Below are 12,500 nucleotides of genomic sequence, written 5' to 3' on the forward strand. Positions count from 1 at the left end.
ATTGTGAATTTAGTTAAATGTTCTAGTTTTCAAACTTAGTAAGTCTGGTCGCCAATAATGCCCGCGCGTTCCATTTTGCGGTGGCATGCAGGATAGTCCATCACAGCATAATGCTGTGTGCTACGGTTATCCCAAATGGCAATACTATTTGGCTTCCAACGCCAGCGAACTTGGTACTCTGGAATTGAGGCCTGTGAAATTAGATAGCGGAGTAAATCCGCTGCACCTGGATTGGCATCTTGCCCAAAACGAACGCGCTCTTTGGTGTGGTAGTTGGTAAAATGAGTGGTAAATGCATTCACATACAGAATTTTTTCACCTGTTTCTGGGTGAGTACGTACCACTGGATGTTCGGCATCTGGGAACTGCGCTTTCAATGCTAAACGCTTTTCAATCGGCATTGCTGCACCAAAACTGGCTTCGATACTATGACGTGCACGTAAACCGTCAATTTTAGCTTTGATCTCTTCAGGTAAGTTTTCATAAGCCAAAATCATATTGGTCCACATGGTATCTCCACCGACCTGTGGCGCTTCTACGCAACGTAATACGCAACCCATTGGAGGAATTTCACGCCAGCTGGCATCGCTATGCCACGCATTTTCATAACGATCGATCGGACTATCTGGGCTTTTATAAATTTGCACCAAACCAGGGTGATCGGGGTGACTGCCTACTGCAGGATGGTCTTCCAACTCCCCAAAACGCTCTGCAAATGCCACATGTTCAGCACGGGTTAAATCTTGATCTCGAAAAAACAACACTCGATGCTTAAGAAGGTTCGAGCGAATTTCACTAAATAAATCTTGATCGTGAATCGCATCTGCCAAATTTATGCCGCTGAGCTCTGCGCCAATATTGCAGCTTAATTGTTCAATTTGCATAAGAAATCCTTTCTAATAACAAACTTAAATAACGAAAATAGATGAACCCGTTGTTTTACGTGCCTCTAAATCACGATGTGCTTGTACGGCATCTTTAAGTTCATAACGTTGATTAATTTCAATTTTGATTCGACCACTTGCGACATGATCAAACAGCTCATTGGCCAAAGCTTGCTTTTCAGCAGGGTCAGCAATGTAATCGGCTAGCGCAGGGCGGGTGATATAAAGCGAGCCTTTCATAGCAAGCAGCACTGGATTGAAATCTGGAATCGGCCCTGATGCCGTACCCACGCACACCATTAAACCGCGACGCTTTAACGAATCTAATGACGACATAAAGGTGTCTTTGCCCACACTGTCAAAGACCACATTGACACCGACGCCATTGGTCAGCTCACGTACCCGCTCAGCTACATTTTCATGGCTATAGTTAATGACATAGTCACAACCATAAGCTTTTGCAATCGCCGCCTTTTCGTCAGACGACGTCGTTCCAATCACGGTTAAACCCAGCAACTTCGCCCACTGTGAAACGATTAAGCCCACACCACCTGCCGCAGCATGTAATAAAATCGTGTCACCTTTTTTAAAATCATAAATGCGACGCATGAGATAGGCAGATGTCAAACCACGCATGGTCATGGCAGCTGCAGTTTCACATGAGATACCTTCAGGAAGTTTGATCAGGACATTTGCGTCAATTAATCGTGATGTGCTGTAAGCACCCAAGGTATTTAAAAAGCCGGTATAAGTGACACGGTCGCCCACTTGAAAGTCGGTAACACCCTCACCTACAGCCTCAATCACACCAGAAGCCTCTACGCCCATGCCATTTGGCAGTGGAATTTGGTATGTACCGTCACGGAAATAGGTGTCAGCATAATTTAGCCCTACTGCCACATGACGTAGAAGAACTTGCCCTGCGGCTGGCTTTCCTACTTCTATATCTTCGTAGCGCATTACTTCAGGAACACCCGACCCATAGAATCGTATTGCTTTATTCGACGTCATTTTTCTATCCATGCTATATTTTTATTCAGTGATTAATCACACATCAAAACTACAACACTCAATAGAGCAACACTTTACATAAGACGACATTCACTTAGCATTTTACGACATCGCTATGTAGCTAGACTATCCAATCAGCTTAAGCCCTTTTACACATAAATAATTTAAAATCAATTACTTTTGTTATAACCATTATTTATTTAAATACTTATATGGTTACATTTGAAATGAAAGCTTTGTAGAAAAAATTTATTAACTCATGCTGCACTTTAAAGTATCCAGCAGCTTACCGAATTTGAGCAACGGCAAGTCACCACTGAACGTCCCGTGACTTTTTATTTTCAAACTATCTTAGAGCCCGATACTAAAAATAGAGATAAGAATTAGATGATTTAGCAAGTATGACTCTCTCGACAAAGCACGAGGTACAGATTCTTCCACGTGCTGGACTAATGTTAATTTAACAAAAGCTCATGGTATACGAAGACCGAATGTCTTAAACAATGAAACATCGCGCTGGAATTTTCTTTTATTGAAACAGTTCCATTTTAAGTACCATTTCAACATGGTGCTTAAAGGAATGCTGATCTAAGCCTTTTAAACCAAGTTGATAGATCCCTTCTAAACCACAGACAAACGCAATCAGCCGCCATGCAATGTCTTGACTAGAACTTGCTGCAGAAACTTTAAACTCTTGCTGAGTGATCCCCTGCTCAATGGTCGTCACTAAAGAGTTATGCCATTGTTCCATTGTCACGTTATAAGCTTTTTTAATCTCCTGATCCTGATCAATTAAAATCTCAGCCTCATTCCATAAACGTAAATAAGGTTGTGTTTGTTCAATATTTTCAATGCCGAGCAATAAAAATAGGCGTTCAAGACAACTATTGGTTGTGATTTGATCTTCCACTTGATCCAGCTGATTCATCAACTCAATAAATACTTCGGCTTTTAAGTGTGAGCTTGATTGAAAATGATGATGCACTTGTCCAGTCGAAACTTGGGCTTCAGCGGCAATCCTACGCACAGTTAAACCATTAAGACCTTCTAGTAGTGCCACGCGTTTTGCTGCATCTAAAATCATCGTACGACGCTGTTCACGGTTTAAATAGTTCATTGCATTAGTATTCAACAGAGTTTACAAAACAGATATTAAACAAAGTTGGACACTTGTTCAAGTATGGATATAATAAGCAGACTTGAACAAGTGTCCAACTTTAATTAGGTGTTTTATGTCCCGCAAATGGGTGATTTTGGCAATTATCGTACTCATTTATTTACCTGTTTCAATTGATGCAACAGTACTCCATGTTGCGATCCCGACATTGAGTTCAACCCTCTCTTTGTCTGCCAGTGAAATGTTATGGGTCATCGATATTTATTCGCTGATTATGGCTGGGCTAATTTTGCCAATGGGTGCATTGGGAGATCGAATTGGCTTTAAGCGCCTGATGTTAATTGGCGCAAGTATTTTTGGTGTGGCTTCATTGATAGCGGCCTTTGCAAATTCAGCTTATATGTTGATTGCAGCCAGAGCCTTTTTAGGTGTCGGGGCAGCCATGATTTTACCAGCAACTTTGGCTGGTGTTCGAAACACCTTCTTAGATGAAAAACAGCGAAATTATGCTTTAGGAATTTGGGGAACCGTTGGCGGCGGTGGCGCTGCTTTTGGTCCGCTTTTAGGTGGCTTTATATTGGAGCACTTTTCATGGGGTACAGTATTCCTCATTAATGTTCCTATTATTATTCTTGTACTCATTTTGACTTTATGGCTGGTCCCAAAACAAACAGTACAGACCAAACAGCCTTTGAACCTGTTACAAGCGCTAATTTTAGTGATCGCTATTTTAATGCTGATCTATTCGATTAAAACATCGATCTACGCTTTTAGTTTTTGGATGGTGTTGGTTTTTGCTGTTGGATTATGCTTATTGGTAGGCTTCGTTCGGCATCAACTCCGTGCAGTTCAACCGATGATTGACTTTAGCTTATTTAAGAATCCTGTCATCTCAACCAGTATCGTGATGGCAATGGTTGCCATGATTGCCTTGGTAGGTTTTGAATTATTGCTTTCTCAAGAATTACAGTTTGTGTATGGCTATACACCGCTTGAAGCGGGACTCTTTATTTTACCGTTTATGATAGCTATCAGTATTGGTGGGCCTTTCACGAGTTTTCTGATGAATCATTACGGCTTACGTCCTGTAGCGACTGTAGGCATGTTGATGTGTGCTGTATGTTTCTTTGGTTTAGCCATGACCGATTTTGGTACACATTATATTCAAGCTTGGATATGGATGGTGTTGATGGGTATCAGTGTTGAAATTGCATTATTGTCTTCTACAGCAGCCATTATGTCTGCCGTTTCCCCTGAAAAAGCAACCGCAGCTGGGGCGATTGAGGGTATGGCTTATGAACTCGGGGCTGGTTTGGGAGTTGCTATTTTTGGATTGTTACTTTCATTATTCTATGCACAATCCATTATTTTACCAGAGACACTACCTGCAAATATGCTTACTGAAGCAAGCTCTTCAATAGGTGAAGCAATCTCACTGCTTCGACATTTGGACCCAACGTTGATGCAAGAGCTTAAACAAGCAGCTTCAGAAGCTTTTATTCATTCACATAGTAAAGTGCTCACTATTTCAGGTGTGATGTTTTTAATTCTCTCTGTCTTTGTTTGGCGAGCTTTACCAGATAAAGTTCAATCTACTGATTCCTAACTTCTGCATAATATTCACTCACTTATAGTTAAGAATAGCGGAGCTTTATGCAATAGCTTGCATAAAGCTTCATTTAACTTATCAGCACGGCTTGATAACTTGAAATTTTAAATGATGAATAGTCACTAAAGTTTTAGACATGAGTTATTTATAGATCTTCGATTACATTTAGTATTATGACATTTTCAATATTTTTAGGGTCGTAGTTGATTTTTACACTTTTTCCAACGGCATATTTTGCAGTATCACTTTTTCTCATGATAACTTTAAATTTATCAGTGATAATTTCATTTCCATCGATATTGAGACGCAACTGCATAAAAAATAGCGGTTGATATTGAACTTTAATAAGAGAATCTAAGTAATAAACAATTTCAGCCTCTGTCTCTTTGCCTCTTATAGTCCTACATATTTTGTAGTAAATATCTTTTAACAATATTTTCCAGAATACTAATATTACAAGCCCACCAATTATAAACGAGAAAAAATAATTAACGGATTCACAGAATAAGCCCTCATAGAGACCAAACTTGTCCTAACCAATCTCTATATTAAAAAGACATTTAGGGAATATGAGATTAATTCAGATGGTCATAAGTCAGAATTAAAACCTTCAAAATGAAATTCAATGACAAGACAACATTATAAGTATTTAAGCTTTCTGATTTTTTAATTGCTTACATAGTGCTTACAAGAAATTAACTATAAAAAAACCACTTAGGATTAATGCACCTAAGTGGTTGATATATGGTGGGCCCACACAGACTTGAACTGTGGACCAACGGATTATGAGTCCGCTGCTCTAACCAACTGAGCTATAGGCCCTATAAGATTGCAAAGCGATTATATTCAATAGCTTGGCAGTGCCGCAATACTATCTAACATTTCCCTATCGAGCAAGTATTTTTTACTTGTAGCCCTATAGTAGACGCTAGAAATTATTGTGCTATATTGCAGTTGATAGCGATTCTAGCGATGTCATCATCCAGAGTAAAGCTTACAAAGACACTTATTGATCAATTAGAATTTATTCCAGCCATTTATCGAGATATTGAGCTCATTGGTTTTGCTATTCGTATCAATTCAACTTGTAAAACCTATATTGTTGAAAACAAAGTCCTTGGCAAGACGGTACGGTCTACATTGCAATCTAACTCTTGCCCAAGCCCGAGACAAACTTGCTCAAATGGCACAACGTATTAATCGCAATGAAATGAAACGCAAAGCTATCGCGGATGAAAAAGCTAAAACAGACCTATCAAGAAGTAAACCAACATTAAAAGCAGCTTTTGATAATTATTTATTCCATAAAACCTTAAAACCAAGAAGCATTAAAGATTACACCATCGTGATTGATGACTATCTAAAGGATTGGAATAATTTAAAGCTGGATGATATTTCTCGTACTATGATTCAGGCCAAGCATACAGAGCTTTCGAAACGTAGTAAGGCTCAAGCGAATATGGCTATGCGCGTTTTCCGTGCCATTTATAATTACTCAGTTGAGCATTATCTTTATGAAAATGATAATCCAATCCTTGATACAGATAATCCGATTAAAACTTTAAATGCTAAAGAAGCATGGAATAAGATTAGACACGTAAGACTTATATTAATGAAGATCAAATAGCCGATTGGATTAAAGCTGTTTTTCAATATAAAGATCGTGGCCAACAGTTAGAAACTAACCGAGATTTTTTACTGACCTTAGTTTTGACTGGCTTTAGACGTGAAGAATCTGAATTCCTCCTCTGGTCAAGTGTTGATTTAAAGTATGGGCACATAACATCTATAAATCCGAAAAATGGTGAGCCTCACACATTACCAATGGGCGATTTTCTACTTGAATTAATGCAAAAGCGCTATTCTCAAGCAACAACAAAATGGGTATTCCCTTCTGCCAAATCTTCTTCTGGTCATATAGTTAATATTTCCAAAATACGGCAAAAAATCGATAAATCATGTGGAGTTGAATTTAGTTTTCATGATTTACGCAGAACTTTTCGATCTATAGCAGAAAATTTAGATTATGCTCGTTACACAATTAAGCGTTTGCTTAACCATAAAGAAGAAGATGACCGCGATGTAACTGCAAGTTATGTACAAGTTAGTGAAAGAAAATTACGTGAAGCAATGAATGCTATTGAGGACATTGTTTTAGGTGAATATAAATCAACTATTTTCTCAAAGGTAGAAAGCTAATAGCTTATATCACCAAAGACGGCAAATGGCTTGCATATCTAGTTTAAAGGTTCTACTACCAATAAAAAGTAGCCCCCCCTACAACAAATCTATGCCGAAATTTCTTAGTATAGTTGCCCATAAAAGAAAAATAAGTATGGTCATTACGCAGCAAATAGTTAAGGTTAGCCAAAATCCATACCGTGGATAAAGTAATGGGAATGCTAAAAACATCGGTAATGTTGGTACCACATACCAAAAAGTATACCAAGCATGATTGGAAATTTTTTGCGAATCTTGGTTCTCAAGCTTCATCCAGATCAACACAAGTATGGTTACGATAGGCAGAGCTGCAATCAAGCCACCTAAACGATCACTACGTTTAGCCACCTCCGAAATAACTACAACTACTCCGGCTGTTATAGCGTATTTTGCAATGAGCCAGAGCATATGCTTCCCCTAGTTAAAAGTTAATAATATTTATTGTACAGACTGGTTTATTCAAAAGCATATTTTGAAGTATCTTCTTTAAGCATAAAACTATTTATTCTTTTTACGTATATTGTTATTCACTTAAATCCATTACCAAAAAATCAAATATGTTATAAATTAAACAAAATATGTTGAGTTTATAACATGAAACTATCATTACTGATCTCATCACTGCCTAGTCAAAGTACTGCCGCCAGAATGCGAATTTGGCGTTCATTAAAGTCGAATGGTGCAGCCACATTAAGAGATGGCGTCTATCTCTTACCAGCAATACAATCTGAAAAATTCGATACTGTTATCGATGATCATTTCAATGAAAATGGACATGCTTATATCTTTCACACTGAAGCTCCTGCACATCTAGATCTGGCACAACTTTTTGACCGGGCTGGAGAGTATGAGGAACTCAGAACTGAAATTTCTCAAATACAAAGTACGCTTGAAGAAAGTAAGAAAAAAGAACATCTCAAACAAATCCGAAAATTAAGAAAATCTGTCAATTCACTGGTAGAAATAGACTTTTTCCCGAATATTCAACAAAGTAAAACACTGAATGAACTCACCCGATTAGAACATGCTATTGCTCGGTTAGGTGAAGATGATGAACCCAATAATTTTGAACAGCAAATAAAAATCCTATTCAAGCAAGATTTTCAAAATAAGATCTGGGCAACCAGAAAGCGTCCTTGGGTTGACCGTTTGGCATCGGCATGGATCATTCAAAAACTTGTAGACCCTCAGGCAGAATTTATTTGGCTAGAGCATCCTCATGATTGCCCCAAGGAAGCTTTAGGCTTTGATTTTGATCATGCCAAATTTACGCATATCAATAATCTAGTCACTTTTGAAGTGTTAATGCATAGCTTTGAATTACAAAACCCTGCTTTAAATAAAATCGCTGAAATTGTTCATTTTTTAGATGCTGGAGGAAATGAGCCTGCTGAAGCATTAGGTATTGAAAAAATCTTACAAGGTCTCAGAAGCACGATCACAAATGATGATCAATTACTCCAGCTTTCAAATCATATTTTTGATGGCTTATATGCGGACTTTACAAGGAATTTAGCATGAACAATAAGCCATCTTTGTCAAATGAAATAGAAATTGAACCTATTAGCTTTTGGCAAGCTTTTAAATTTTGGTTAAAACTAGGATTCATCAGCTTTGGAGGCCCTGCTGGGCAAATCGCTGTTATGCATCAAGAGCTGGTTGAAGAAAAAAAATGGATTTCAGAAAAACGGTTTATGCATGCTCTGAACTATTGCATGTTGTTACCCGGGCCTGAAGCTCAACAACTCGCAATTTATATTGGTTGGTTAATGCATAAAACCAAAGGAGGCATCGTTGCAGGCCTTCTCTTTGTTTTACCCTCTCTATTTATCCTGATCGGGTTGTCTTGGGTCTATGTTAAATACGGGAATGTCCCAATCATTGCGGGTTTGTTTTACGGGATTAAGCCTGCTGTTGCCGCTATTGTATTTCATGCGACTTATCGTATTGGTAGCCGATCATTAAAGAATAAGTTTCTTTGGGCAATTGCAGTTGTTGCTTTTCTGGCGATATTTGCTTTTAACATTCCTTTCCCGTTCATTGTCTTATGTGCAGCCATATCAGGTTATCTGGTCTGTAAAAAGCACCCTGATTTGTTTAAAGCGAATACACATCAGTCCAGCCATAAATCATATGGGCATGCAATTATTGATGATGATACCCCTACACCTGAACATGCTATTTTTAAATGGTCTCATTTGATCAAAATAGCAATAATTTCAGCACTTTTATGGGCAATTCCTCTGGCCTCGTTAACAGCGATTTTAGGATGGGGACACTCTTATACTCAACTTGCTTGGTTTTTCACTAAAGCTGCACTCCTGACATTCGGTGGTGCTTATGCTGTTCTGCCGTACGTGTATCAGAGCGCTGTTGGTTTTTATCACTGGCTTACCCCAACTCAAATGATCGATGGTTTGGCTCTGGGTGAAAGTACTCCGGGCCCATTGATCATGGTGGTAGCTTTTGTTGGCTTCTTAGCTGCTTATAATCATTCACTGCTAGGTGCCGAACATCAATTTATTGCTGGTGCATTGGGTGCAATCATCGTTACGTGGTTTACATTTATTTTCTCATTTTTCTTCATTCTGGCAGGGGCACCTGTCATAGAGTCCACGCATAATCAAATTAGATTCACAGCCCCTTTAACAGCCATTACCGCTGCCGTGGTGGGTGTAATTTTGAATTTAGCCCTCTTTTTATGTTACCACGTGCTTTGGCCACAGGGGTTTGAAGGGAGTTTTGATTATATTTCTGCCATTATTGCTATTTTAGCTGTAGCCGCATTATTTAAGTTTAATCTAAGTGTGCTTCGGGTCATCGTCAGCTCAGCATTACTAGGATTGGTAATTAAGCTCATAATCTAAAAATCAGCTGCGCAGCTTATAAGTAGTGCAGCCAACTTTATCACTCATCCTATTCTTATCTGTATGCATTGTCCTTCTGAGAAATTTATGTATTCTGACAGGTGCCAAGCAATTATTTCTCGAAAGAGCTCCTACAGCCGTCCAAGAATTTTTCATTAATATTCATTTCTGGATCATCTCTCTCATCATCACATTGATCCGCACTCTTTAGGTTGTTATCACGTGCGTATTGATAGCCGTAATACTCTTCTGTGCCTTCTTCAAAGCCACCAAGCTTGTTAGGTCTCATTTGATACTGGAAAAAGATGAATGCAGCTATGCCGATGGCTGCTAGTACTCCATTAACGATCCTAAATTGTTTTGAAATCATTTTTTATTCTTAGTTCGGTTGTTATTTAAGCGATGATCATAAAGAATAAAAAGGGATAAGTCTATGTGCGCAAACTTCGAAGCCAACAGAAAGAATCGTGCTTTTTTTACCACCTTGCAGAATGAAAAACATCACCCTTATTTTGAAATATTAAACTGCCCTTCTGAACAGTTTAATATTTATATCAGCTTTAGCTCTTAACTTGTGGTTATACGGCCTCCAGCTTTAAATCCATTTTCACAAAATAAATATACAATCAATAAACCTGTTAATGATAAAGCAGCCATGCTTACAAAAAATGAATCTATCCCAACCTTATCAAGTAATATCCCGCCTGCAATACCCCCAACTGCAACAGCGAGATTAAAAACAGTGACTAGCATCGATTGTGCAATATCAACACTATCTCCTGCAGTATCAGCAACAGCTGTTTGTAATAATGTAGGCGCACCGCCAAACGTGACTCCCCATAAAACAATTCCAACTATAATGATCCATGTTTGACCACTGAAAAAGCCCATTAAAATAGAGGCCAATGCAAAGCCAGCCAACCCCATCAATGTCAGTCCTCTGAGCGATCTGTCGATCCAAGTACCTGTAATCCAAATTCCTAGAATTGAAGATAATCCAAAAATTAACAATACAATATCGATATGATCACTGAGATGTACTGAACTGAGATATGGAGAGATATAGGTATAAAGAATATTGTGAGCAAAGATCCATAAAAAAATAACGGCTAAAATAGGACGTATGCCCGATTGGAAGAATACAGCTTTAATCGAATGCTGTTTATTTATGCGTTGACCAGAAAAATTGGGAAGACTTGTAACTATCCAAATTATTAGTACTAAGGCTAGAACTGAAATTACAAAAAATACCCCTCGCCATCCGAATAAACTCCCCAGCCAAGTCGCTAATGGTACTCCCATACACAATGCTATGGGTTGACCAACTCCCACAACTGCAATGGCTTTACCTTGCTGGTTCACCGAAACCATATTTCGGGCATAACCGACTAAGATACCCCATATTATCCCAGCTGACATTCCTGCAATAAAACGTGAAATCAAAATGATGAAATAGTTTGACGATATTGCAGTTAGGCTATTAAAAATAAATAGCCCGCTAATTGCTAATAAAAATAATGGCTTTCTCGACCAACTGCGAGTTGCAGCCACAACAGGAATTGCAGCAATTACAGAGCCTAAAGCATAAACTGAAATTAATTGTCCAGCTAAAGCCTCTGAAACTTGTAAATCATTACTTATCAACGGCAGTAGTCCTGCAGGGATTATTTCTGTCATGATTGTTAAAAAGCCCGCGACTGTAAAAGCTAATAACTTACCTATAGGTAAGTTTGAGGGCTTAGCGTAATTTTCAGAGATTTTATGCACATTCTTCATACGTAAAATCTCTCTTGAAAAATTTTGGCACAGAGGCAGCCAATACTTTTACTTTGTAATATCCAATCAAATTCAATTCTTTTATAAGCAGGCATATGTATTCCGACTAATTCTTAATACTGGAATGATCATTCCATTATTGAGTAAAAAAATCCTTAGCTTGGCTAAGGGACGTAAAAAATTATTGCAATGTACTAAGTGCCACTTCGGCTACATTTTGTAAGTATGCTCTACGGTTTTGGGCGCTACACCCTTTACTTAATACTCTCATTCCTTGAATAGTATTAACAAAGAATATGGCTAATGCTTGTGGCGAGCTCTGTATGATTATCTCACCTGACTGCTGCCCTTTGAGAATTAGCTGCTCTAGTGCTAATTGTAATCGTTCAAAATTATATCTAACTGATTCAGCTGTTTTTTCATCATGACCAGCTAACTCCAAGCTCGCATTGGCTATAAGACAACCTCGATGTTGGCAGTCTGCTAGCTCATCTTCTATTATCCGGGATAATAACTGGCTTATTAGTGTTTTAACTGGGCCCGTATTAGAAAGTAAGTCGATATTAGACTTCGTCTTCAGCTGATAACGATATAGAGCTTGTTGGTATAGCTCTTCTTTATTCTTAAAAGTACTATATAAGCTACTTCGTGATAACCCAGTCCCTTCAACCAAATCTTGAACTGAAGTAGCAGCATATCCTTTACGCCAAAACACATCCATTGCTGCATCAGCAGCTTCATCTTGGTCAAATTCTTTTGTGCGCATAGTTTCATATTGGAACAATCATTCCCAATAACTTAACTTATCTGTTTCGCTATGTCAAAAGCTTCCTCTAAAATAAGTTAAAATTTTAAGATGAGTCAGCTTTATCTATTCGCGAAAACTTTGAAGCGATCAGAATGAATCATACTTTCTGGTACCTAGGCCAAAAGAATTCAAAGACAAGAATATGATCTACGTCTTGGACGGTTAGGATAAGTTTAAACTGACATATAATGAGCTGGTAAAGATCATT

The 12,500-nt window shown here is 38.3% G+C and carries 13 protein-coding genes and 1 tRNA gene; 5 read left to right on the top strand and 9 right to left on the bottom strand.

The annotated features are described in order from the left end of the window. Positions 1 to 35: 35 nt before the first annotated feature. From RR876_RS15325 to RR876_RS15335, 3 genes are all read right to left on the bottom strand, one after another. Complete coding sequence (locus RR876_RS15325; protein ID WP_332478226.1) at positions 36 to 884, bottom strand: TauD/TfdA family dioxygenase; 849 nt, start codon at positions 882 to 884, stop codon at positions 36 to 38. A gap of 24 nt (positions 885 to 908) precedes the next feature. Further along, on the bottom strand, positions 909 to 1,895 hold the full coding sequence (locus RR876_RS15330) for a quinone oxidoreductase (protein ID WP_332478225.1): 987 nt from the start codon (positions 1,893 to 1,895) through the stop codon (positions 909 to 911). A 529-nt stretch (positions 1,896 to 2,424) separates the two neighbouring features. Further along, positions 2,425 to 3,012: a TetR family transcriptional regulator gene (locus RR876_RS15335; protein ID WP_332478224.1), complete on the bottom strand. Its 588-nt coding sequence runs from the start codon at positions 3,010 to 3,012 to the stop codon at positions 2,425 to 2,427. Positions 3,013 to 3,127: 115 nt separating this feature from the next. On the opposite strand from RR876_RS15335, the gene RR876_RS15340 reads away from it, so the two are divergent. Continuing rightward, positions 3,128 to 4,618: a SmvA family efflux MFS transporter gene (locus RR876_RS15340; RefSeq protein ID WP_332478223.1), complete on the top strand. Its 1,491-nt coding sequence runs from the start codon at positions 3,128 to 3,130 to the stop codon at positions 4,616 to 4,618. 148 nt (positions 4,619 to 4,766) lie between these two features. Here RR876_RS15340 and RR876_RS15345 read toward each other — a convergent pair whose 3' ends face one another. Next, the gene (locus tag RR876_RS15345; RefSeq protein WP_332478222.1) at positions 4,767 to 5,054 is read right to left on the bottom strand and encodes a hypothetical protein; all 288 of its coding nucleotides are present in this window, start codon (positions 5,052 to 5,054) and stop codon (positions 4,767 to 4,769) included. Between the two features lie 312 nt (positions 5,055 to 5,366). Beyond that, positions 5,367 to 5,443: transfer RNA gene (locus RR876_RS15350), tRNA-Ile, on the bottom strand. Positions 5,444 to 5,804: 361 nt separating this feature from the next. On the opposite strand from RR876_RS15350, the gene RR876_RS15355 reads away from it, so the two are divergent. Both RR876_RS15355 and RR876_RS15360 read left to right on the top strand, forming a co-directional pair. Beyond that, positions 5,805 to 6,248 carry a hypothetical protein gene (locus RR876_RS15355; RefSeq protein ID WP_332478221.1) on the top strand — a complete coding sequence of 148 codons (444 nt, stop codon included), beginning with the start codon at positions 5,805 to 5,807 and terminating at the stop codon, positions 6,246 to 6,248. Positions 6,249 to 6,256: 8 nt separating this feature from the next. Then, positions 6,257 to 6,820 (top strand): tyrosine-type recombinase/integrase, encoded by a 564-nt coding sequence (locus RR876_RS15360; RefSeq protein WP_332637101.1) that lies wholly within the window; start codon positions 6,257 to 6,259, stop codon positions 6,818 to 6,820. 78 nt (positions 6,821 to 6,898) lie between these two features. Here RR876_RS15360 and RR876_RS15365 read toward each other — a convergent pair whose 3' ends face one another. Beyond that, positions 6,899 to 7,249, bottom strand: a complete 351-nt coding sequence (locus RR876_RS15365; RefSeq protein ID WP_332478220.1) for a DUF3147 family protein — start codon at positions 7,247 to 7,249, stop codon at positions 6,899 to 6,901. A gap of 186 nt (positions 7,250 to 7,435) precedes the next feature. Here RR876_RS15365 and RR876_RS15370 point away from each other — a divergent pair, with 186 nt between their 5' ends. Then, positions 7,436 to 8,362 (top strand): chromate resistance protein ChrB domain-containing protein, encoded by a 927-nt coding sequence (locus tag RR876_RS15370; RefSeq protein WP_332478219.1) that lies wholly within the window; start codon positions 7,436 to 7,438, stop codon positions 8,360 to 8,362. Beyond that, positions 8,359 to 9,708 carry a chromate efflux transporter gene (gene chrA, locus RR876_RS15375; RefSeq protein ID WP_332478218.1) on the top strand — a complete coding sequence of 450 codons (1,350 nt, stop codon included), beginning with the start codon at positions 8,359 to 8,361 and terminating at the stop codon, positions 9,706 to 9,708. The genes RR876_RS15370 and chrA overlap by 4 nt, the downstream gene beginning before the upstream one ends. Before the next feature lie 112 nt (positions 9,709 to 9,820). On the opposite strand, the gene RR876_RS15380 is transcribed toward chrA, so the two are convergent. From RR876_RS15380 to RR876_RS15390, 3 genes are all read right to left on the bottom strand, one after another. Beyond that, positions 9,821 to 10,078 (bottom strand): hypothetical protein, encoded by a 258-nt coding sequence (locus tag RR876_RS15380; RefSeq protein WP_332478217.1) that lies wholly within the window; start codon positions 10,076 to 10,078, stop codon positions 9,821 to 9,823. Between the two features lie 197 nt (positions 10,079 to 10,275). Beyond that, positions 10,276 to 11,484, bottom strand: a complete 1,209-nt coding sequence (locus RR876_RS15385; RefSeq protein WP_332478216.1) for an MFS transporter — start codon at positions 11,482 to 11,484, stop codon at positions 10,276 to 10,278. Positions 11,485 to 11,665: 181 nt separating this feature from the next. Continuing rightward, positions 11,666 to 12,250 (bottom strand): TetR family transcriptional regulator, encoded by a 585-nt coding sequence (locus RR876_RS15390; RefSeq protein ID WP_332478215.1) that lies wholly within the window; start codon positions 12,248 to 12,250, stop codon positions 11,666 to 11,668. Positions 12,251 to 12,500: the final 250 nt, after the last annotated feature.

Source organism: Acinetobacter sp. (genome assembly GCF_036666595.1).
Lineage (GTDB): Bacteria > Pseudomonadota > Gammaproteobacteria > Pseudomonadales > Moraxellaceae > Acinetobacter.